Below are 21,117 nucleotides of genomic sequence, written 5' to 3' on the forward strand. Positions count from 1 at the left end.
AGGCCATGGGCATCAAGGCTCTCGGCTATGTCGTGATCACGACGGCCAAACAGGCGGAATGGGACCGCTTTTTGACGCAAGTCGTCGGCGTGATGGCCGCCGGCCACACCCCGGATGGCGCGGCACTGTACCGGATCGACGACCGGCCGTTCCGCTTTCGGATCGAAGCTGGAGCCGACGAGCGGCTGTTTGCCGCCGCTTACGAAGTGGACGACGCTGCCGAACTTGAGGCGCTGCGCGCGCAGATCGTCGCGCTGGGCCGACCGGTCGTGGCTGGAACCGCCGACGAGGCCGCGGGGCGCGGCGTTGCTGCGTTCTTCCGCACGAGCGACCCGGCGGGCAATGGGCTTGAGTTCTTCCACGGTGATCGCCGCGATGATGTCGCGTTCGTCTCGCCAGCGGGGGTAAGCGGTTTCGTCACCGGCGAAATGGGCATGGGCCACGCGGTGTTCGCCGCGCCCAACTTCGACGAGACTTATGCCTTCTACAAGGCCATCGGATTTGGCGACACCGACGTGCCGCGCTTCCATTTCAGCGATGATCCGAACGATCCGGGCATGGGCTTTGCCTTCATGCACGCGCGCAATGGCCGGCATCATTCGGTCGCGCTCGGGCAGATGCCGGTTCCACCTTCGGGCTGCGTCCATCTGATGCTCGAGATGAAGACGCAGAGCGACGTGGGCAAATGCCATGACCGCATGCGGTTGAACAAAGTGCCGGAAAGCGCCTCGATCGGTCGGCATGTCAATGACCAGACGTTCGGCTTCTACATGCAGACCCCGTCGGGTTTCGACCTTGAGATCGGTGCCGATCCGCTGGTCATCGATCCGGTGACATGGGTGCCGACCGCCCATCTTCAGCCGAGCGAGTGGGGGCATGTCTGGGCTTGGCAGAAAGCCATGGAAGAACAGGCGGCGCAGCAAGAACAAGCCTCACAAGGAGAAAAGGCGTGACACTCGACAAGCGGATGAGCGCGGCCGAGGTCGTCGCGCAATTGTCCGACGGCATGACACTCGGCATTGGCGGGTGGGGGCCGCGGCGCAAGCCGATGGCGCTGGTGCGCGAAATCCTGCGGTCCGATCTGAAGGATCTGACGATTGTGGCCTATGGCGGCGCGGATGTCGGCATGCTGTGCGCGGCGGGAAAAGTGCGCAAGGTGGTGTTCGCCTTCGTGTCGCTGGATGCGATCCCGCTTGAGCCATGGTTCCGCAAGGCCCGCGAGACTGGCCAGATCGACGTCCTCGAACTGGACGAGGGCATGTTCCAATGGGGCCTGAAGGCGGCTGCGTTCCAGTTGCCGTTCCTGCCGACGCGGGTCGGGCTGGGCACCGACCTTGCCGAACTTGGCGGGCTCAAAACGGTGCAAAGCCCCTATGCCGATGGCGAAACCCTGATCGCCATGCCCGCGCTGCGGCTCGATGCGGCGCTGATTCACGTCAACCGCAGCGACTGGCGCGGTAACGTGCAGGTGTTCGGGCCAGACGTCTATTACGACGAATGGTTCGCCCGAGCCGCCACCAAGTCCTTCGTCAGTTGCGAGGAACTGGTCGACCGGATGGAAGACCATTATCCCGACAATGCGCAGGCCAACCTGTTCGAGCGCTGCTTCGTTTCGGGTGTGGTCGAACTGCCGTCCGGCGCCCATCCCAGCTCGATGCCGCCGCACTATGGCTGGGACATGAAGGCGTTCAAGGCTTACGCCGACGCCGCGCGCGATCCGGGCGACTGGAATGCGGTCAAGGACCGCTTCGTCGGGGCGACCGAGGCCGATTATCTTGCAACTTTTGGCGGAAAGGAGGCGGTCGCGGCTTTGCCGCTGCCGATTTTCTGATGAGCGACATCACCCTTGCAGAGCTGTGCATATTCGCGTGTTCGGAAGCGTTTCGCGGCAATGGCGAAATCGTGGCGACCGGGGTTGGCCCCGTGCCGCGCCTTGCCGCTGGCCTTGCCAAGCTGACCCACAGCCCCGAACTGATGATGACCGATGGCGAATGCTATCTGGTCGAACAGCCGGTGCCACTGGGCCCGCGCCGGTACGATGACCGTAAGCCTGCGGGCTACCTGCCGTTCTCGCGCTTCTTCGATGCGGCGGTCTGGTCGGGACGGCGCCATGCGATGGTCACGCCTACCCAGATCGACCGGTTCGGCCAGATCAACCTGTCGTACATGGGCGGCACGTATCGCCAGCCCAAGACCCAGATGCTGGGCGTGCGCGGCTTTCCGGGCAACACCATCCATCACCCCAATTCGTTCTTTTTCCCCGCACATGGGCCGCGCGTGTTCGTGCCCGGTGAAGTCGACATGATTTCGGGCGTCGGTTACAATCCGGCCAAGCGCGTGGCTGGCGGCAATTATTCCGCCGTCAACTTGCGCACCATCGTCACCAACTTGTGCGTGATGGATTTTCAGGGGCCGCAGAACGCCATCCGCGTCGTTTCGCTGCACCCCGGAGTCACGTTCGAGGACGTGCAGGCGGCCACCGGATTTGCGCTCCATCGCGCCGACACTCTGCCCGAAACGCCTCTGCCCGACGCCGAGGCTCTGGCGATCATTGCCAGCCTTGATCCGCACAACATCCGGTCCGGTGTCATCAAGGACAATCCCGTGGCCCGGCCCAGCGAGGTGACGTCATGAACGATCTTGTCGAACCCAAAGCCGTGGACATCGCCTACGAAACCGACAGCCCCGTTCTTTACGAGGTGGACGGCGCAGTGGCGTGGATCACCATGAACCGCCCGGCGTTCAACAATGCCCAGAACGGCCAGATGACCTATGCGCTGGACGATGCGTTCAACCGCGCGGTTCAGGACGATGCGGTCAAGGCGATCGTGCTGGCCGGCAATGGCAAGCATTTTTCCGCCGGGCACGACATCGGCACACCCGGCCGCGACCTGCACCACGAATTCGACAAGCGGCTGATGCTGCCTCCGCACACCAACAAGCCGGGCGCAGAGCTGCTCTATACGCGTGAGCAGGAGCAGTATCTGGGCATGTGTCGCCGCTGGCGCGACATTTCCAAGCCGACCATTGCCATGGTGCAGGGTGCCTGCGTTGCCGGAGGGCTGATGCTGGCGTGGGCCTGCGACCTGATCGTGGCGAGCGAGGACGCCTTCTTTCAGGATCCGGTGAACCCGCTGATGGGGATTCCCGGCGTCGAATACTTTGCCCATGCGTTTGAACTGCCGCCGCGTGTGGCCAAGGAATTCCTGCTGTTGGGCGAACGCATGCCAGCGTCGCGGGCCTACAGCTTTGGCATGGTCAACAAGATCGTGCCCCGCACCGAACTGCGCGCCGCGACCGAGGCCTGGGCCACAAAGCTCGCCGGGCAGGGGCGATTGGGCAACTGGCTGACCAAACAGGCGGTCAACCATGTCGAGGAACTGCGCGGAAAGCGCGCGGCAATGGATGCGGTGTTCCACATGCATCACTTCGCCCATGCCCAGAACGATCTGGTTACCGGAAACTCGATCGCCGGGGTCAGCGGGGCGTCTGCCGCCGCCGCCAACAAGCGGGAATCGGGCGCAAGTTGATGGCCGATCCGCTGCATACGATACTGGTGGAACGGCTCGGTTGCGCCGTCCCGATCATCCAGACCGCGATGGGCTGGGTGGCGGAGCCGAGCCTTGTCATCGCCAGCAGCAATGCCGGGGCCTTTGGCTTCCTTGGCGCGGCGGTGATGACGCCCGATGAATGCCGCGAGAAGCTGCTGGCCGTGCGCCGGGGTACGGACAAGCCGTTCGGGGTGAACTTCCATTCGTTCCAGCCCGGCGCCGACCAGATCGTCGACCTGATCCTGGCCAACAGCGAACAGGTTCGCGCGGTCAGTTTCGGTCGTGGCCCGAACGCCAAGATGATCGGGCGGTTCAAGGACGCCGGTATCCTGTGCATCCCGACCGTCGGCGCGGTCAAACACGCGCAGAAGATGGTCGAACTGGGCGTCGACATGGTGACCGTGCAGGGTGGTGAAGGTGGTGGTCACACCGGTTCGGTGCCGACCACGATCCTGTTGCCTCAGGTGCTCGACGCGGTGCAGGTTCCCGTAATTGCGAGTGGCGGTTTCGCCGACGGGCGCGGGCTTGTCGCCGCGCTGGCCTATGGCGCGGTGGGTATCGCGATGGGCACGCGCTTCTTGCTGACGCGCGAAAGTCCGGTGCCCGACAGCGCCAAGGCCGTCTATCTCAAGGCGAGCACAGACGGCATCGTGGTCACGACCAAGCTTGACGGAATTCCGCAGCGCATGGTGCGCACCGCGCTGCTCGACCGGATCGAGAAGTCGGGCACGATCGGCATGTGGCTGCGCGCGTTCGAGGCGGGGCGCGAGATGAAGCGCCAGACCGGCGCGTCTTGGCTGCATTTCATCAAGGCCGCGCGCGGCATGACCGGCCACGGCGATGTGCCGCTTCGGCAGGCGATCATGGCGGCGACGATGCCCATGCTGATCCAGAAAGCGGTGGTCGATGGCGACATCGAACACGGCGTGATGGCCACGGGCGTCGTTGGCGGACGGATCACCGAAGTGCCGACCTGTCAGGAACTGGTCGATCGTATCATGGCCGAAGCGCGCGACCGGCTGGCCGCGCTGCGCGTCGGCGAAGATTCAAGGATTGCAGACCCATGCCGATAACGCTCACCGTCAACAACCGCATCGCCGAAATCGTGTTCGACGTGCCGCCGGTCAATGCATTCGACAGCGAGACGTGGATGTCCTTGCCAGCGATCATCGCCGCCGCTGCCACCGATCCCGCTGCCAATCTGGTGCTGATCCGCGCTGCCGAGACGTCGCGCGGCTTCTGCGGCGGCGTCGACATCAAGGAGATGCAGGCGCACCCAGAGCGGATCACCGTGCTCAATCGCGGCAACTACCTGACCTTCAAGGCGATCCGCGATGCCGAGATCCCGGTGGTCGTGGCCGCGCACAAGTTCGTGATCGGCGGCGGCATCGGCATCTGCGGCGCGGCTGACGTGATCCTTGCGGCAGACGATGCGTTCTTTTCGCTGCCCGAGGTCGATCGCGGCGCAATGGGCGGCGCCAGCCATCTTTCGCGCATGTTGCCGCTGCACAAGGTGCGCGCCGCCTTCTTTACCGGGGGGACCATTCCGGCGGCAGAGGCATGGCGGCTGGGGGCGATCGAAAAGGTCGTTCCGCGCGCCGATCTGGTGGCCGAGGCACATGCATTCTGCGCGGTCATCGCCGCCAAGAGCCGCAAGGCGCTGGTTATCGCCAAGGAGGCGCTGAACGGCCTTGAACCGCGCGATGTCGATCGCGGTTATCGCTGGGAACAGGGCTTCACGCTGGAAATGTACATGCACGAGGACAGCCAGCGCGCGCGCGACGCCTTTGTCGAGACGGGCAAGGCGGCCAAGTTCTGATGCGGCTGGAATACACTCCCGAACAGCAGGCTTTCCGCGCCGAAGTGCGCGCGTGGCTGGAAGCTCATGTTCCGGCGCATCCGCTTGAGCATTACGACGCCACCCGCGCCGGCTTTGAAGCGCACCGCGCGTGGGAAGCCACGCTCAAAAGCGGCGACTGGGGCATGGTGACCTGGCCCAAGGAATACGGTGGGCGCGGGCTCGACCTGATCCAGTGGTTGATCTTCGAGGAAGAATACTACCGTTCGGGAGCGCCCGGGCGGGTCAACCAGAACGGCGTGTTCCTGCTTGGCCCCACGCTGATGGAATTCGGGACGCACGAACAGAAGCAGCGGTTCCTCCCGCCGATGGCCAGCGGCGAGGAAATCTGGGCGCAGGCTTGGTCGGAACCGCAGGCGGGCAGCGATCTGGCCGGGGTGCGCGCCACTGCCACGCGGGACGGCGACGATTATGTCCTGAACGGACACAAGATCTGGTCCAGCCGCGCGGCCTTTGCCGACTGGGCGTTCGGCTTGTTCCGCGAACCGGGCAGCGAGCGGCACAAGGGGATGAGCCTGATCTTCTTCCGCCTCGATCAGCCGGGCGTCACCCGCAATCCGATCCGCAAGATCAACGGTCACGTCGGTTTTGCCGAAATCTTCCTTGAGGACGTGCGCGTGCCCGCCTTCAACCTGTTGGGCGAGGAAGGGCAGGGCTGGCACATCTGCATGGCGACCGCCGGGTTCGAGCGGGGCCTGATGCTGCGCTCGCCTGCGCGCTATCAGGTGGCGGCGGCGGCATTGGCGGACCTTTGGCAGAGCCGCAAGGAAACGTCCGGAGGTGCGGGGGCCGATCCCGCGCTGGAAGCCGATGTCGTGCGCGCGTTCATGAATGCCGAGGCCTATGCCCTGAACATCTACCAGACGGCTTCGCGCCTGATGGCCGGAGCAAAAATCGGGCCGGAGGCAAGCACCAACAAGATCTTTTGGTCCGAGATGGACATCCATCTGCACCAGACCGCGCTCGCCATTCTGGGCCCCGATGCAGAACTGCTGCCAGAACCCGGCGCGCATGAATGGCTCGACGATTACATCTTCTCGCTGGCCGGGCCGATCTACGCCGGTTCGAACGAGATCCAGCGCAACATCATCGCCGAGCGCATGCTCGGTCTGCCGCGCTGATCGGGGAGGGAGACGACCGATGGACTTCACCCTGACCGACGAACAGCAGATGTTCGCGCAAACCGCCGCAACCTTGTTCGGCGATACCTGCACGCCGGACCACTGGCGCAAGATGATGGAACAGGGGGTGGCGTTCGCTGCCGACCGCTGGGCGCAAATCGTCGAGAACGGATTTACCTTGCTGATGCTGCCCGAAAGCGAGGGTGGCCTTGGCCTGACCGAACTGGACTTTGCCCTGATCGCGCAAGCCGCCGGGTATGTCGCCCTGCCCGAACCGCTGGTCGAAAGTGCCGGAATTGCAGCGCCGATGCTCGCGGCTCTGTCCCCCGGCCACGCGCTGCTGGCCGATCCTGCCGCGATCATCGCCATAGCCCCTGCCGCCAATCCGGTGGTGGCGAGCGCCGATGTTGCTAGCGCCATCCTTTTCGAAAGGGATGGTCGGGCCTACCTCGCGCGGGCGGATGCGGTCTTTCTGACGCCTGCGAGCACTATCGATCCGCTCCGCCGGGTGTTCCGCGTGGCGTGGAACCCCGCCGACGCCGAGGATCTGGGACCGGCTGACTGGACTTTGGCGACAGATCGCGCCGCAGTGTTCGCCGCCGCACAAGGCATCGGGCTTGCCCAGCGCGCGGTCGATCTGGCCGTCGCCTATGCCAGGGATCGCCAGCAGTTCGGCAAGCCGATCGGCAGCTACCAGGCGGTCAAACACCACCTCGCCTCGGCCCAGACCGCGATCGAGTTCGCGCGGCCGGTGGTGACCGCGGCAGCGGCGTCGGTGGACCAGCGCGACGTCTATTCGCGTGCCCGTGCCAGTCACGCCAGACTTGTCGCGCTCGAAGCTGCCGATCAAGCAGCCCGCGCCGCGATCCAGGTGCACGGCGCGATGGGGTATTCGTGGGAAGTGGACGTGCACTTGTTCCTCAAGCGAGCGCTTGCCCTGACCGGAAGCTGGGGCACCCCGGCCTTCCACCGCGCCCGCGTGGCGCACCGCCTGTTCAACCGGCCTGTCGGGCCGGACCAGACTTTTGCCAGAGAGGCCTGACATGCCCGAAGCCTATATCGTCGATGCCGTGCGCACGCCCATCGGGCGCAAGAAGGGCAGCCTTGCCGCTGTTCACCCCGCAGACCTTGGTGCGCACCCGATCAAGGCGCTGGTCGCGCGGACCGGGATCGACCCCAATCTGGTCGATGACGTGGTGTGGGGGTGCTGCGACACGATCGGCCCGCAGGCGGGTGACATCGGTCGCACCGTGTGGCTGTGCGCAGGGCTGCCGCAGCACGTTCCGGGCACGACGGTGGACCGTCAATGCGGGTCATCGCAACAGGCTCTGCATTTCGCCGCGCAAGGCGTGATGAGCGGGACGCAGGATCTGGTCATCGCCGGCGGCAGTCAGGCGATGAACGCCATCCCCATTTCCGCTGCGATGTTCGCCGGGCAACCGTATGGTTTCGGCGACCCTTTCACCGGATCGCCCGCATGGCGCGCGCGCTATGGCGACGGGCTGCTCAACCAGATCGCGTCGGCCGAGATGATCGCCGACAAGTGGGGGATCAGCCGCGCCGATATGGAGGCGTTTGCACTGACCAGCCACCAGCGCGCGCAGGCGGCCACCGATGCCGGCTGGTTCAAGGGCGAAATCGCTTCGCTTGCCGGGCTTGAGGACGATGAAACGATCCGCCCGGCGACCACGCTCGAAGGGCTCGCCGCGCTCAAGCCGGTGCAGGAAGGCGGGGCAGTCACCGCAGGCGTGGCCAGCCAGAATTGCGACGGCGCGGCCGCCTTGCTGATCGCCAGCGAGCGCGCGGTCAAGGAGCATGGGCTGAAACCCCGCGCGCGGGTGCACCACCTCTCGGTCCGCGCCGACGATCCGGTATGGATGCTGACCGCACCGATTTCGGCCACCCAGCACGCGCTGCGCAAGGCGGGGATGACGGTGGCCGACATCGACCTGTTCGAATGCAACGAGGCGTTCGCCTCGGTCCCGCTGGCATGGATGAAGGAGCTTGGCATCCCGCATGACAAGGTGAACGTGCAGGGCGGCGCTATCGCCTTGGGCCACCCGCTGGGCGCCACCGGCGCGCGGCTGATGACCACGCTGCTTGGCGCGCTAGAGCGGACCGGGGGCCGCTATGGCCTGCAGACGATGTGCGAAGGTGGCGGGCAGGCCAACGTCACCATCATCGAGCGGCTTTAGGGCGGCCAAGGCATGAGCCCGGAAACCCATATCGCCAATCTGCTCTACCGGTATGCCGAACTGATGGACGCCGGAGAACTGGAGCACGTTGCCGCCATGTTCGACAAGGCGCGGGTCATGCTTGCCGATGGTCATGAGGTTGCAGGCGCAGCGGCAATGCTGGCCCAGTGGCGCGCGTTTGTCCGCATCCACCCTTGCGGCACGCCGCGCACCAAGCATGTGATCACCAATCCGATCATCATGGTCGACGACGTTGCGGGCACGGCGATTTGCCGTTCGCTCTATACCGTGTTCCAGCAAACGCCCGCGTTGCCGCTCCAGGCGATCTGTGCGGGACGCTATCATGACAGTTTTGTGCGCGAAAATGACGCGTGGCGGTTCGCTACGCGCGACTATTCGCTGATCGATTTCGTTGGCGACCTGTCGCAGCACTTGTTGCTGCCGGTCGCGGCGCAAGCATCCTGAAGGAGAGCATCGTGGGTATCTGCGACAACCGTACCGTCATCATCACCGGTGCAGCCGGCGGCCTTGGTCGCGCTTATGCGCTGGCGTTCGCGGCGGAAGGCGCCAACGTCGTGGTCAATGACATCGGCACGTCATTGGGCGGGGAAGGGCGTGATACCAGCGCCGCCGATGGGGTCGTGGCCCAGATCGTTGCCGCAGGGGGCAAGGCGATTGCCAATTATGAAGACATCACCGACTGGGATGCGGCCAAGCGCATCGTCGATGCCGCGCTAGACGCCTTCGGTGACCTGCACGTGGTGGTGAACAATGCCGGGATCGTGCGCGATCGCATGTTCGTTTCGGCCACGCTAGAGGAATGGGACGCCACCATGCACGTGCATCTGCGCGGGCACTTTTGCATCGCGCGGCATGCCGTGAACTATTGGCGCGCCAAACAGAAGGACGGTCGCGATCCCGATGCGCGGATCATCAACACCTCGTCGGGCGCTGGGCTGCAGGGCAGCATCGCGCAGGCGGCCTACTCCACGGCCAAGGGCGGCATCGCCGCACTGACACTGGTGCAGGCGGCCGAACTGGGGCGTTATGGCATCACCGCCAACGCGCTGGCGCCGTCGGCCCGCACCCGCATGACCGAGCAGGCCTTTGCCGACAAGATGGCCACGCAAGCGGCCGCATTCGATGCCATGGACCCGGCGAATGTCGCACCGACCGTCGTCTGGCTCGGCAGTGCGCATAGCGCACACGTGACCGGCTGCGTGTTCGAACTCGAAGGTGGCAAGATCATGCTGGAAGATGGCTGGCGCGAAGGTCCGTCCGTCGATCAGCAAGCGCGCTGGGAACCGGCACAAGTGGGTGACGTGGTCGACCGCTTGCTCGATCAGCGGGTGGCACCGCGCAAGGTATGGGGCACAGCGTAACATGGAGTTCGCCTTCACCGAAGAGCAGGCCATGATCGCGGATACCGTCCGCGCCTTCTTTGCCGAAAACGCGACCAGCGCGCGCACCCGTGCCGCCATGAAGGCGACGGGTGCCGACGCGGGGTTCGACCGGGCGTTGTGGCATGCGTTCGCCAGCGAACTCGGCCTTGCAGGCGTCGGCCTGCCCGAGGACCATGGCGGTGCCGGGCTGGGCATTCTGGAACTTGCGCTGGTTGCCGAAGCTGCCGGGGCTCATGTTGCGGCCATGCCGTTACTGGGGCTGGCCATGGTCGGCCGTGCCATCGCGGCAGGCGGATCAGATGTGCAGAAGTCCGAATGGCTGCCCGGCCTTGCCAATGGCGACGTGATCGCTGCTGCGGCATGGGGCGAGGGACTGCACGCCTCTGGCGGTCTGCTGAGCGGAACGCTGTCGTTCGTGCCGCACGGTGGCGCTGCGGATATCCTGCTGGTCTATACCGGCGATGATGCCTGGCTCGTCGACTTGCGCGGCGAAGGCGTGGTCGCGACCAACCATGTCACGATGGACCAGACGCGACCGCTCGCCACCATCGTCCTGACCGAAGTTGGCGCCGAGCCGCTGGCGGACGGAACCGCCGCGATGGCAGCGGCGTTGGCGGCCGGGTGGCTGTGTCTTGCCGCCGAAGCGCTGGGCGGCGCGCAGGCCGCGCTGGACCGCACCGTCGCCTATTCGCGCGAACGGGTGCAGTTCGGCCGTCCGATCGGCTCGTTTCAGGCATACAAGCACCGTCTGGCCGACATGATGATCGAGATCGAACAGGCGCGCTCGGCGGTCTATTGGGCGGCCTGCGCGATCGACGAGGGTAGCGATGAGGCGACACTGGCCTTGCATGCGGCCAAGGCGTTCTGCGCCGATACCTATCACATGTGCGCCGGCAACATGATCCAGCTGCACGGCGGCATCGGCTTTACGTGGGAGCATGATGCGCACCTCTACTTCAAGCGTGCGCGCTCGATCATGAGCATGCTGGGCGACAGCCAGTGGCACCGCGAACAAGTGGCGCGATTGATTTTGGGAGCAGTGGCATGAAGCTTGGCTTTTCAAGCGCCGACGAGGCATTCCGCAGCGAATGTGCAGGCTGGCTGCAAGAGCAGATGACCGGGCCTTTTGCCGACATCCGGGGCATTCCCAACCTTGGCGATGCCATCCCCCGGCGCAAGGAGTGGGAACAGCAGCTGGCGGCGCACCGCTGGTCGTGCATCGGCTGGCCCAGCGCATGGGGCGGTCGGGACGCGACTTTGGCGCAACAGGTGATCTTTGCCGAGGAATACGCGCGTGCCGGAGCGCCCAACCGCATCAACCACATCGGGGTCGAACTGGCCGGGCCGACGATCCTGACCTTCGGTTCCGACGCGCAGAAGGCGAAGTACCTGCCCGGTATCGCGGCGGGTACGCAGATCTGGTGTCAGGGGTATTCCGAGCCCAATGCCGGGTCCGATCTGGCCAACGTCAAGACCAGGGCACGGCTCGAAGGCGGCGAATGGATCGTCAACGGGCAGAAGGTCTGGACCAGTCTGGCGCATTACTCGGACATGATCTTTGTCGTCGCGCGGAGCGAGGAAGGCTCGAAAGGGCCGAAGGGCATCTCGTTTCTGCTGATGGAGGTGGACCAGCCCGGCATCGAGATCCGGCCGATCGGCCAGATGAACGGCGAGGCCGAGTTCAATGAGACGTTCCTGACCGACGCGCGCTGCCCAGCCGATTCCATGCTGGGGGCGCCGGGCGATGGCTGGAAGGTGGCGATGGCGCTGCTGGCTTTCGAACGCGGTGTGTCGACGCTCGGCCAGCAGATGCAGTTCCGCAATGAACTCGATGCCGTGATCGATGCGGCGCAGGCCAACGGCAAGGCGCGCGATCCGGTGATCCGGCAGCGGCTGGCGCAGGCGGAAATCGGCTTGCGGCTGATGCGGTACGGCGCGCTGCGGATGCTGTCTCAGGGCGATCCTTCGGCCATCGATGGCGCCGCGCTTACCTACAAGATCCAGTGGGCCACCTGGCGGCGCAATCTCGGTGAACTGGCGATGGACGTGCTCGGGCAGGGCGCCGAAGTGGCCGATGGGGATCACTACGCCTGGTCGACATTGCCGAACATGTACCTCTTCAGCCGCGCTGACACCATTTACGGCGGCACCAACCAGATCCAGCGCAACCTGATCGCCGAGCGCGGTCTTGGCCTGCCGCGTGAACCGCGCGGTGCGCAGTGATCCTGCCGGAATTTCCCCGAACCATGCCCCGAGGTGCCCTGTGAGCGTTCCTGTCCCCGCCTATCCCACGCCGCTTGGCCTGCTGAAGGGCAAGACCGTGGTCATCACCGCCGCTGCCGGCACCGGTATCGGCTTTGCCGTGGCCAAGCGCGCCGCCGAAGAGGGCGCACGCGTGCTGATCAGTGATTTTCATGAGCGCCGTTTGGGAGAGGCGGCCGACCGCATCGCGTCCGAAGTCGGCTGCGAGCGACCCGCCACGTTCGTGTGCGATGTTACCAGCGAAACCGCCGTGCAGGGTCTGCGTGATGCCGCCGTCGCCGCGCTGGGCAAAGTGGACGTGCTGATCAACAACGCCGGGCTGGGGGGCGAGGTCGATGTTGTCGATATGACCGACGATCAGTGGAGCCGCGTGCTCGATGTCACGCTGACCAGCTTGTTCCGCATGACCCGCGCGTTCCTGCCGATCATGTATGCGGCAAGGTCGGGTGTCATGGTCAACAACGCTTCGGTGCTGGGTTGGCGGGCGCAGAAGGGGCAGGCGCACTATGCGGCGGCCAAGGCTGGCGTCATGGCTTTCACCCGCTGCAGCGCGCTGGAGGCGGCCGATCACGGCGTGCGGATCAATGCGGTGGCGCCCAGCCTTGCGATGCACCCGTTCCTTGCCAAAGTGACCACCGAGGAGCGGCTGGCAGAACTGGTCAAGACCGAGGCCTATGGCCGCCCGGCCGAAGTGTGGGAGGTGGCCAACGTCATGGTGTTCCTCGCCAGCGACCTTTCCTCCTACATGACCGGCGAGATCGTGCCGGTTTCCAGCCAGAGGGCATGACGATGACGGAAGTATTCGCACGCCCGGCCGATCTGGTCGGCAAGGAAGGCACGCAGTTGGGGCCGACCGACTGGCTGGCGATCGGGCAGGACCGAGTGGATGGGTTCGCCGAAGTGACCGGCGATCACCAGTGGATCCATGTGGACGTCGACCGGGCAAAGGACGGACCGTTCGGCGGGACCATCGCCCACGGGTACCTGACGCTCAGTCTGGTCAACCACTTCCTGCCCCAACTGATCGAGGTACGCGGCTTTGCCCATGCGGTGAATGTCGGCGCAGATCGGCTGCGGTTCCTCAACCCGGTCAAGGTCGGCAGCCGCATTCGCGCCACCGGCGAAATCGTTTCGGTCGAGGAAGTGAAGGGCGCGATCCAGTCGGTCGTGCGCGTGACCGTCGGCATCGAGGGTCAGGACAAGCCGGCCTGCGTACTGGACACGATCAGCCGCTATTTTCCGGCGCCAGATAACCATGGAGCCGCTTGAGCGCCTGCCGACAAACCGCCTGCCGGCCAAGGGCCTGCCGAAAAACGGCCTGCCGAAAAAAGGAGAGAGAACGATGCCTGATCCAGCGAAGATGGAAGCCGCCGTCCATGAATACGTCGCCGCGTTCGAGGTCGGCAGTGCCGACCGGGTGACGGCGCTGTTTGCTGCCGACGCCACGGTCGAAGATCCGATCGGCACGCCGATCCAGCACGGTCGTGAGGCTATCCATGCGTTCTACGCCGGGTCCATGCAGACCGGCGCCAAGCTCAAGCTGGAGGGTCCGGTTCGCGTGGCTGGCGCTTATGCGGCGTTCCCCTTTTCGGTGCATCTGCATTGGGAAGGATCGCACCGGCAGATCGACGTGATCGATACCTTCAAGTTCAACGAAGACAACGAAGTCATCGAAATGCGGGCCTTCTGGGGCCCGGCCAACATGCACGGCTTTGCCTGAGAGGATTTTGATATGCGTGAAGCTGCCATCGTTTCCACCGCGCGAACTGGCGTCGGCAAAGCCTATCGCGGTGCCTTCAACGATACCGAGGCGCCGGTCCTGTCGGCCCATGTGGTCAATGCCGCGCTCGATCGGGCGGGGATCGACCCGGCGCGGGTGGATGACGTCTATCTGGGCGTCGGCAACCATTGGAACACGCAGAGCTACAATCTGGGCAGGTTGACGGTCCATGCGTCCAACCTGCCCGACACGACCGGTGGCTTCACGCTCGATCGCAAGTGTTCATCGGGTCTCAACGCCATTGCGCTCGCCGCGCGGGGCATCATGTGCAACGAAATCGACGTGGCCGTGGCAGGGGGCATGGAAAGCATCTCGCTGACCCTCAACCGCCACGCGCCCGCGTTCCGCAACCGCTCCGAATTCGTCAAGGCGCATGACCCCTATGCCTACATGGCCATGATCGAGACGGCCGAGATCGTCGCCGAACGCTATGGTGTCAGTCGTGAGGAGCAAGACCGGTTTGCCGCCCTGTCGCAACAGCGCGCATCCGCCGCGCAGGCAGCGGGCAAGTTCGACGACGAGATCGTGCCGGTCACCGTCACCAAGGCGCTGTTCGACAAGGAAGGCAACGAAACCGGCAAGGAAGAGGTCACGCTGGCCAAGGACGAAGGCGTTCGCGCGGGAACGACGTACGAGGCGTTGGCGGGGCTCAAGCCGGTGTTCAAGAACGGTCAGGTCGTTGCAGAGGGCAGCCACGTGACGGCAGGCAATGCCAGCCAGTTGTCGGATGGCGCCTCGGCCCAAGTGCTGATGGACCTTGCAACCGCGCGGGCTGAAGGGCGCCCGGTGCTGGGCATCTATCGCGGGTTTCAGGTGGCGGGTTGCGGCGCGGACGAAATGGGCATCGGCCCGGTCTTCGCCATCCCCAAGCTGCTCGATCGCGCAGGGGTGAAGCTCGATGACATCGGCCTGTTCGAGATCAACGAGGCGTTCGCATCGCAGGCGGTCTATTGCCAGCAGAAGTTGGGCATCGATCCCGAGCGGCTCAACGTCAACGGCGGTGCCATCGCCATCGGCCACCCGTTCGGGATGACCGGTTCGCGTCTCGTCGGCCATGCGCTGATCGAGGGCAAGCGGCGGGGGCTCCAGTACGTCGTCGTGTCGATGTGCGTGGCGGGGGGCATGGGGGCTGCCGGACTGTTCGAAGTCGCCTGAGACGGCTCCACAGGGGATCTGAGAGACACATGAGCGACGCGATGGGCAAATGGCCTGCAACCATTCCGGGAGCAGCGCGGGCTGCTGCCGAACAATGGCCCGATGCGCCCGGCCTGATCGTGGGGCAGCGGACATGGACCTTTGCCGAAGTGTGGGCCGATGCCCGCGCTGCGGCTTCGGCCATGCTGGCCAGCGGTGTGGGCCATGGCGATCGGGTGGCGATCTGGGCACCCAACTCTCGCGAGTGGATGCTTGCCGCGCTTGGGGCGCAGATCGTCGGGGCGGCCATCGTTCCTCTGAACACCCGGTTCAAGGGAGCCGAGGCGGACGACATCCTGCGCCGGTCGCGGGTCAAGCTGCTGTTTGCCCCCGCTGACTTCCTGAATCAGGACTATGCCACGCTGATCGCGGGTGAAGCCCTGCCGGACTTGCGGGAAACCGTGCACATCGACACGGCGTGGGAGGCGTTCGTTGCGCGTGGGAGCGGCGCCGACGACGCAGCGGTCGCAGCCGCGTTCGCGCGCCTTTCGCCCGACGATATCGCCGATATCATCTTCACTTCGGGCACCACCGGCCGGCCGAAAGGCGCGCTGACCGCGCATCGGCAGGTGACGCAGACGTTCGGCGATTGGGCAACCCGCGTCGATCTGCGGGCGGGCGATCGCTACCTGATCGTCAATCCGTTCTTCCATACTTTCGGCTACAAGGCGGGCTGGGCGGCCTGCCTGTTGCGCGGCGCGACAATCGTGCCGATGCCCACGTTCGACGTGGCGCAGATGGTGCGACAGATCGAGGAGAACCGGATCACCTTCATTCCGGGGCCGCCGACCATCTATCAGATGCTGTTGCAGGAACTGGCGGGCGATAAACCGCGCGACTTCTCGTCGCTGCGGGTTGCCGTGACCGGCGCGGCCCCGGTGCCGCCCGCATTGGTGGAACGGATGCGCCGTGAACTGGGCATGTCCAACATCGTCAACGGCTATGGCATGACCGAATGCGGAGCCATTGCCATGACCCGGCAGGGCGATGATGCGCACACGGTTGCCAACACGTGCGGCTATCCGCTGCCCGGGATCGCGGTGCGGTGCGTCGATGATGCCGGAAACGACCAGCCAGCCGGCACTCCGGGCGAGTTGCTGGTGCGCGGTCATGCCGTCATGCGCGGCTACCTCGATGATCCGCAGGCAACAGCCGAGGCGATCGATGCCGACGGCTGGCTGCACACCGGCGATATCGGCACCATCGATGCGCATGGCTATCTTGCCATAACCGACCGCAAGAAGGACTTGTTCATCTCAGGCGGGTTCAACGTCTATCCGGCCGAAGTCGAGAAACTGCTGACCGCGAACCCCGTCATCGGTGTGGTTGCGGTCGTTGGCGTGCCCGATGAGCGCATGGGTGAGGTGGGCAAGGCTTTCGTCGTTCTTCGGCCGGGAACGCATGCAACCGAACCTGAACTGGCAACTTGGGCGAAGGCCAACATGGCCAACTACAAGGTGCCGCGCCGCTTCGTGATCGTTGACGACCTGCCGCGCAATGCCGCAGGCAAAGTGCTCAAGACCGAACTGCGTGACTAGGCGGCGTGGACAAATTCCTTGCCGAAACAGGGGAGTGCGCTGGTGGGGGCGCTGACATCAAAGCCTACACACAAAACGCCGACTGCAGGCAGCGCGACCATGCGCAACCTGCGCTCTGGTTGGCGCTCCTCGCTGTTGGTTGCTGGCCTGCTATCCGGCCTTGCGCGTCGGGTAGGCGTCATCGCGCAAAGTCTGGGCGGGGTCACCCTCGCCATCGGCATCGGCAAGGTAGCGCGCAATCGCTTCTTCGGTGAAGCCCAGCCCCCGGCTGCAAAACCAGACGGCGTCATTGACGAGCTGCGCCTTGTCGCCTGAGTAAGGAGAAGGCTGCGAGGTCATTTTCGCAAGGGTATTCATCATCGTTCCGATATGCTCGGTAAACATCGAGGTGTTTCGCGCATCGAGCACTTTGCCCACGATGTCGCCGCACGCGTGTGCCTGGACCAGTGCCTGATGCACCCGCTCGTTCATCATTCGGTTCGCACGGCGATAGATCAGGCTGGCGAAGCTGGCATCTCCGGCGACACTCGCCAGCAACAGGCGAAAGCCCTCCGTGACATGTTCCGGGCCGCCGCCAACCACAATCTGGAAGTAGGTCCGCAAGTTGGTTATCAAGCCGCGCGGGGTGATGTTGCGCAGTCCCACCATTTCGTGGTTTGCATTCTGGTCGCGGATCGTGCGGCGCAACACGGCGCGATATAGCGCCTGCTTTGTGGGAAAATGGCGATAGACCAGTGCTTCGGACACTTGCGCTGCACGCGCGATATCCTGAGTGCGCGCGGCTTCAAATCCATGTTTCGAAAAGATGCGACGCGCCTCGTCCAAAATCAAGGACTTGCGTTCTATGCCGGATATTCGCCTACGCTTCATGCCGACAGACTAGGATGGCGAGGCCGGGTTGCGCAAGTGCAACCCGGCCAAACCAACATTTGTCCGGATCAGCGATGGAGGGTGTAGCTCCCTTCCGCAGGGCCTCGGGTCTCGTTGAAGAAATCCACAAGGCGCCATGGCCACGACAGGAAAACGCGACCCTTTGAGTTGTTATAGTAGCTGTTGGCCTTGGGATGAGTCCAGATCATCTCCGGCATCCGCGCCTCGACCTTGCGGTTCCAGGCATCGAATGCGTCCTGCGTCACTTCGAACGCCTTGGCCTGCTGACTCACGGTTCGATCCAGCGCTTCGATGATCCAGTTGACCTGACATTCCGAAATCAGGTTCTGCCCGGCGGCGTGGTTGGGGGCGCTGTTGGGGCCAACCGTATGGAAATAGTTTGGATAACCCGGAATGCACATGCCCATGTAGGAACGCGGATCGTCTTCACCCCACTCCTCGCCCAAATCGCGACCGCCTATGCCCTTTATCACGAGGTTGCCGGTCATTTTCGCAACATTGAAGCCAGTCGCGCAGACGATCGCGTCGCATTCAAACACCGTGCCGTCCTTCGCCTCGATGCCGTTCGGGAGGATCCGGGCGATGCCATTGGTTTCGAGGTGTACATTCTCTCGCCGCAGGGCGTCGAACCAGCCATTGTCGAGAATGATCCGCTTCGAAAAGATCGGAAAGTCCGGAGTCAGCTTTTCGATCAGGTCGGGGCGGTCGGCGAACTTCTGCCGGATGTAGGACAACGCATACTGGCGCGTGCCTTCGTTCAACTCGGAAACGGCCAGATCGTTGCCCTCCCAAGCTGGGTCTTTCAGGACGTTAGCAAACAGACCATCGGCTGCACCCCAGTAGACCCGGAAGCGGAACCATTCCTTGAAAGTCGGGATATTGGCAAGCGCCCACTTCATGCCTTGATTCACTTCATGGGCGATTTCAGGGTTGTGAAGCACCCAATGCTTGGTCCGCTGGTACACCGTTAGTGCGGCCACTTTGGGGGCGATCGCCCCAACAAGCTGTGCTGAACTCGCGCCAGTGCCAATCACGGCGACGCGCTTGCCCGAAACGTCCAGATCGCTTGACCAGGCCGCAGTATGCACTACCGGGCCGCTGAAGCCATCAAGACCTGGAATATCCGGGAACTTGAGGCGGTTAACCGGCCCGTGGCCGTTGATCACCGCGTTTGCGACAAGGTTTTCGGTCGATCCGTCCGCCTTGCTTACGCGCACATTCCACGTTCCAGACGTTTCGTCGTAAGTCAGTCGATCGACGCGGGTATTGAACCGCATGTTGCGGCGCAGATCATATTTTGCGGCAACCTCAAGCAGATAGTTCTGCATATCGGCACCTTGGGGGTGATAATGCTGCCAGTCTGGCCAGATCTCCCAGCTGAAGCTGTAGAAGTGGCTTGGCGTATCCACGCCCACGCCCGGGTAGCGATTTTCGTACCAGGTCCCACCGACATCGGCGTTCTTCTCGATCACGACATAATCGTAGCCTGCTTCGCGCAGCTTGGTCGCCGCAGCCATGCCGGTCAGTCCAGCGCCAATCACGATGACTTTGAACCCGACCGGTGGGATCGGGCGATCTGCAACCTGTGAACGATCGATCCACGGTTTGAACCCGCACTGATCTTCGACCAGTTCGAGGAACTCATCCTCCACGGTTTCACCGACCGTCACGCTCATGATTTGCTGAATGAGCGCGTCCGTCGGCGGCGCCGATGCAAGGCCTTCACGAGTCGTCAGCACGCGCCGCATTCTCGCGCGAAGTACGTCGGCCAGGGCTGCGGGAATGTCCGTCGGCGGATGGGAGTAGGCAGGTCGGATATGCTGCGCAAAAAGCTCAAGGAAAGCCGCATCTTGCGTCAGGTGGGCATACGCCGCCAGCAACGTTGGAACGTTCGCTTCGGCAAGGGCGCGAGCGAGCTCGGGCGAATCCGGCACAGCCGATCGCAGTGCGTGTTCCGCTGAAATCCGGGTCGTCATGAGTTGGCTGTCTCCCAAGAGTTGTGTTTGTGAGTGATTGCTTACAACCAGATGGTGCGAATGGCTAGTGCCCAAATTCTACGCATATACGGGACTCTGTGCGGTAAAATGGCAACAATCGAACAGGAGTGACTGATTTTTTGCGTGGTGCGCTGATCGTTCATTGACCGCTGCCGGTGCAGTGGGTAAGTTCAAACTAACTTACATCTCGAGGTCAATCGAGCCAAAGTTTGGGAGTCGAGGCATGGACGGCGTCGCTGCGCGGCAAGCTCTTTCCGATATTCTGCGTCCGGCTTCTCCGCCGGTGGAGGTGCGTGATCCCTTCACCGAAGACCAGCGCGAACGCCTGCTGGATGTCGTGCGCACCGCAGGGCCGTGGAAGCTGATTATCGCGCAGCATTTTGCCAACATCGATGAATTGATTGCCACCATGTCCGGTGCCTTGCCGGACGGCGTCACTCCATCGCTGGACAGCTTCGTCACGCCGACGTTCCGCGGTTTTTACGGCAATTATTCCACGGCGTTGTTTCCCGAGATCAGCGACTGCTTCTATAATCAAGCGTTTATCGATCATGCCAAGGCGTATTGGGGTGCCCAGTATGCCAAGCCGCAGATGATGCTGTTCAATATCAACGGGCCTTGCGGCAACTATGATCCGGGGCACCTCGACTCTCCAAGTTTCCGCGGTGTTCGCTACGAAAACTCGCCGACTTGGCTCTGCTCCGTCATGGGCAAATCGGGTCTCTTTCGCGATTACCTGATCAAGATGGCGCAAGTGATCACGTGGTTCAGCAAGGATCCGACGAGCGGCTTCACGTATTGGCCTGACGGCCCCGCCAAGGCGCCACGGCGCCTGCAGCCGCCGGTTTGGAACCGCGGCGTCTTGGTCCAGAACGAAATGATGTATCACCGCGGCGAGGCGAATGGCCTATTCGATCGTCAGCGTCCCGAGGGATTGAGGTTCGAGACGGTCTTCGCAGGTGACCCGTCCGACAAGAACAATTGGCGACTGATGAACGGCAGCGATGTCATCCAGAATGTCCACACGGATCAGCTGCGCTTTTTGGTGCATTGGTCGGGGGAAGTGTTCGAGGATTTTGCCGAGCTCAAAAAGAACATGGATGGTTCGGATGACCTGACACTCGATCGGGTTTTTGAGACGTTGCTCAAGGATATGCGCGCGCGCGGCATACAGGTGGAGACGCCGACCAATCCACTTCAAGATCCGGTTTTCATCCGCGCGCTGGTGGCAGCCTATGACTTCGGCACGCCGCTGATCTACCCGGATGAGGCGCCAGTAACGAAGTTTCAACTCGCGGCCGCCTGACCCGGATGAGCATGAGCTATC

Annotated in this window: 21 protein-coding genes; 19 read left to right on the top strand and 2 right to left on the bottom strand. The window is 63.7% G+C overall.

The genetic code is table 11. From position 1 onward, the window contains the following. Positions 1–5: 5 nt before the first annotated feature. The 18 genes from LDN95_RS05350 to LDN95_RS05435 all read left to right on the top strand — a co-directional run bounded on the left by LDN95_RS05350 (position 6) and on the right by LDN95_RS05435 (position 16,902). The gene (locus LDN95_RS05350) at positions 6–953 is read left to right on the top strand and encodes a VOC family protein (protein ID WP_226016611.1); all 948 of its coding nucleotides are present in this window, start codon (positions 6–8) and stop codon (positions 951–953) included. Next, positions 950–1,831, top strand: coding sequence for a CoA transferase subunit A (locus LDN95_RS05355; RefSeq protein ID WP_370631651.1), 882 nt, complete (start codon positions 950–952; stop codon positions 1,829–1,831). The genes LDN95_RS05350 and LDN95_RS05355 overlap by 4 nt, the downstream gene beginning before the upstream one ends. After that, positions 1,831–2,634, top strand: coding sequence for a CoA-transferase subunit beta (locus LDN95_RS05360; protein WP_226016612.1), 804 nt, complete (start codon positions 1,831–1,833; stop codon positions 2,632–2,634). Before LDN95_RS05355 ends, LDN95_RS05360 begins: the two co-directional genes overlap by 1 nt. Then, on the top strand, positions 2,631–3,530 hold the full coding sequence (locus tag LDN95_RS05365; RefSeq protein ID WP_226016613.1) for an enoyl-CoA hydratase: 900 nt from the start codon (positions 2,631–2,633) through the stop codon (positions 3,528–3,530). The genes LDN95_RS05360 and LDN95_RS05365 overlap by 4 nt, the downstream gene beginning before the upstream one ends. After that, a complete protein-coding gene (locus tag LDN95_RS05370; RefSeq protein WP_226016614.1) occupies positions 3,530–4,624 on the top strand; it encodes a nitronate monooxygenase family protein in 1,095 nt (364 codons plus the stop codon). Before LDN95_RS05365 ends, LDN95_RS05370 begins: the two co-directional genes overlap by 1 nt. Further along, positions 4,615–5,370, top strand: a complete 756-nt coding sequence (locus tag LDN95_RS05375) for an enoyl-CoA hydratase family protein (RefSeq protein WP_226016615.1) — start codon at positions 4,615–4,617, stop codon at positions 5,368–5,370. Before LDN95_RS05370 ends, LDN95_RS05375 begins: the two co-directional genes overlap by 10 nt. Beyond that, positions 5,370–6,530 (top strand): acyl-CoA dehydrogenase, encoded by a 1,161-nt coding sequence (locus tag LDN95_RS05380; RefSeq protein WP_226016616.1) that lies wholly within the window; start codon positions 5,370–5,372, stop codon positions 6,528–6,530. The genes LDN95_RS05375 and LDN95_RS05380 overlap by 1 nt, the downstream gene beginning before the upstream one ends. A 19-nt stretch (positions 6,531–6,549) precedes the next feature. Then, positions 6,550–7,572 carry an acyl-CoA dehydrogenase family protein gene (locus tag LDN95_RS05385; protein WP_226016617.1) on the top strand — a complete coding sequence of 341 codons (1,023 nt, stop codon included), beginning with the start codon at positions 6,550–6,552 and terminating at the stop codon, positions 7,570–7,572. Position 7,573: 1 nt separating this feature from the next. Further along, positions 7,574–8,725 carry an acetyl-CoA C-acetyltransferase gene (locus LDN95_RS05390; protein WP_226016618.1) on the top strand — a complete coding sequence of 384 codons (1,152 nt, stop codon included), beginning with the start codon at positions 7,574–7,576 and terminating at the stop codon, positions 8,723–8,725. A gap of 12 nt (positions 8,726–8,737) precedes the next feature. Beyond that, positions 8,738–9,190, top strand: coding sequence for a nuclear transport factor 2 family protein (locus tag LDN95_RS05395; protein WP_226016619.1), 453 nt, complete (start codon positions 8,738–8,740; stop codon positions 9,188–9,190). Between the two features lie 11 nt (positions 9,191–9,201). Then, positions 9,202–10,107 (top strand): SDR family oxidoreductase, encoded by a 906-nt coding sequence (locus LDN95_RS05400; protein WP_226016620.1) that lies wholly within the window; start codon positions 9,202–9,204, stop codon positions 10,105–10,107. A gap of 1 nt (position 10,108) precedes the next feature. Continuing rightward, positions 10,109–11,176 (top strand): acyl-CoA dehydrogenase family protein, encoded by a 1,068-nt coding sequence (locus tag LDN95_RS05405; protein WP_226016621.1) that lies wholly within the window; start codon positions 10,109–10,111, stop codon positions 11,174–11,176. After that, entirely contained in the window at positions 11,173–12,351 is a 1,179-nt protein-coding gene (locus tag LDN95_RS05410) for an acyl-CoA dehydrogenase family protein (RefSeq protein ID WP_226016622.1), read from the top strand. Before LDN95_RS05405 ends, LDN95_RS05410 begins: the two co-directional genes overlap by 4 nt. Positions 12,352–12,391: 40 nt before the next feature. Beyond that, positions 12,392–13,177: an SDR family oxidoreductase gene (locus tag LDN95_RS05415; RefSeq protein WP_226016623.1), complete on the top strand. Its 786-nt coding sequence runs from the start codon at positions 12,392–12,394 to the stop codon at positions 13,175–13,177. A 2-nt stretch (positions 13,178–13,179) separates the two neighbouring features. Then, entirely contained in the window at positions 13,180–13,659 is a 480-nt protein-coding gene (locus LDN95_RS05420; protein WP_226016624.1) for a MaoC family dehydratase, read from the top strand. 73 nt (positions 13,660–13,732) lie between these two features. Next, entirely contained in the window at positions 13,733–14,110 is a 378-nt protein-coding gene (locus LDN95_RS05425; RefSeq protein WP_226016625.1) for a steroid Delta-isomerase, read from the top strand. A gap of 12 nt (positions 14,111–14,122) precedes the next feature. Beyond that, positions 14,123–15,325, top strand: a complete 1,203-nt coding sequence (locus LDN95_RS05430) for an acetyl-CoA C-acyltransferase (RefSeq protein WP_226016626.1) — start codon at positions 14,123–14,125, stop codon at positions 15,323–15,325. Between the two features lie 29 nt (positions 15,326–15,354). Further along, on the top strand, positions 15,355–16,902 hold the full coding sequence (locus LDN95_RS05435; protein ID WP_226016627.1) for a FadD3 family acyl-CoA ligase: 1,548 nt from the start codon (positions 15,355–15,357) through the stop codon (positions 16,900–16,902). Positions 16,903–17,052: 150 nt separating this feature from the next. Here LDN95_RS05435 and LDN95_RS05440 read toward each other — a convergent pair whose 3' ends face one another. Both LDN95_RS05440 and LDN95_RS05445 read right to left on the bottom strand, forming a co-directional pair. Continuing rightward, a complete protein-coding gene (locus tag LDN95_RS05440) occupies positions 17,053–17,772 on the bottom strand; it encodes a TetR/AcrR family transcriptional regulator (RefSeq protein WP_226016628.1) in 720 nt (239 codons plus the stop codon). A gap of 68 nt (positions 17,773–17,840) precedes the next feature. Then, positions 17,841–19,769: an NAD(P)/FAD-dependent oxidoreductase gene (locus tag LDN95_RS05445; RefSeq protein ID WP_226016629.1), complete on the bottom strand. Its 1,929-nt coding sequence runs from the start codon at positions 19,767–19,769 to the stop codon at positions 17,841–17,843. Positions 19,770–20,013: 244 nt separating this feature from the next. Here LDN95_RS05445 and LDN95_RS05450 point away from each other — a divergent pair, with 244 nt between their 5' ends. Then, a complete protein-coding gene (locus LDN95_RS05450; protein ID WP_226016630.1) occupies positions 20,014–21,096 on the top strand; it encodes a hypothetical protein in 1,083 nt (360 codons plus the stop codon). Positions 21,097–21,117: the final 21 nt, after the last annotated feature.

The organism is Novosphingobium sp. FKTRR1 (assembly GCF_020404405.1).
Lineage (GTDB): Bacteria > Pseudomonadota > Alphaproteobacteria > Sphingomonadales > Sphingomonadaceae > Novosphingobium.

Bases quoted from the DNA above. Each gene is read 5' to 3' on its own strand.
- LDN95_RS05350 (WP_226016611.1), top strand. From the start codon at position 6: ATGGGCATCAAGGCTCTCGGCTATGTCGTGATCACGACGGCCAAACAG.
- LDN95_RS05360 (WP_226016612.1), top strand. From the start codon at position 1,831: ATGAGCGACATCACCCTTGCAGAGCTGTGCATATTCGCGTGTTCGGAA.
- LDN95_RS05365 (WP_226016613.1), top strand. From the start codon at position 2,631: ATGAACGATCTTGTCGAACCCAAAGCCGTGGACATCGCCTACGAAACC.
- LDN95_RS05370 (WP_226016614.1), top strand. From the start codon at position 3,530: ATGGCCGATCCGCTGCATACGATACTGGTGGAACGGCTCGGTTGCGCC.
- LDN95_RS05375 (WP_226016615.1), top strand. From the start codon at position 4,615: ATGCCGATAACGCTCACCGTCAACAACCGCATCGCCGAAATCGTGTTC.
- LDN95_RS05380 (WP_226016616.1), top strand. From the start codon at position 5,370: ATGCGGCTGGAATACACTCCCGAACAGCAGGCTTTCCGCGCCGAAGTG.
- LDN95_RS05385 (WP_226016617.1), top strand. From the start codon at position 6,550: ATGGACTTCACCCTGACCGACGAACAGCAGATGTTCGCGCAAACCGCC.
- LDN95_RS05390 (WP_226016618.1), top strand. From the start codon at position 7,574: ATGCCCGAAGCCTATATCGTCGATGCCGTGCGCACGCCCATCGGGCGC.
- LDN95_RS05395 (WP_226016619.1), top strand. From the start codon at position 8,738: ATGAGCCCGGAAACCCATATCGCCAATCTGCTCTACCGGTATGCCGAA.
- LDN95_RS05405 (WP_226016621.1), top strand. From the start codon at position 10,109: ATGGAGTTCGCCTTCACCGAAGAGCAGGCCATGATCGCGGATACCGTC.
- LDN95_RS05410 (WP_226016622.1), top strand. From the start codon at position 11,173: ATGAAGCTTGGCTTTTCAAGCGCCGACGAGGCATTCCGCAGCGAATGT.
- LDN95_RS05420 (WP_226016624.1), top strand. From the start codon at position 13,180: ATGACGGAAGTATTCGCACGCCCGGCCGATCTGGTCGGCAAGGAAGGC.
- LDN95_RS05425 (WP_226016625.1), top strand. From the start codon at position 13,733: ATGCCTGATCCAGCGAAGATGGAAGCCGCCGTCCATGAATACGTCGCC.
- LDN95_RS05430 (WP_226016626.1), top strand. From the start codon at position 14,123: ATGCGTGAAGCTGCCATCGTTTCCACCGCGCGAACTGGCGTCGGCAAA.
- LDN95_RS05435 (WP_226016627.1), top strand. From the start codon at position 15,355: ATGAGCGACGCGATGGGCAAATGGCCTGCAACCATTCCGGGAGCAGCG.
- LDN95_RS05440 (WP_226016628.1), bottom strand. From the start codon at position 17,772: ATGAAGCGTAGGCGAATATCCGGCATAGAACGCAAGTCCTTGATTTTG.
- LDN95_RS05445 (WP_226016629.1), bottom strand. From the start codon at position 19,769: ATGACGACCCGGATTTCAGCGGAACACGCACTGCGATCGGCTGTGCCG.
- LDN95_RS05450 (WP_226016630.1), top strand. From the start codon at position 20,014: ATGGACGGCGTCGCTGCGCGGCAAGCTCTTTCCGATATTCTGCGTCCG.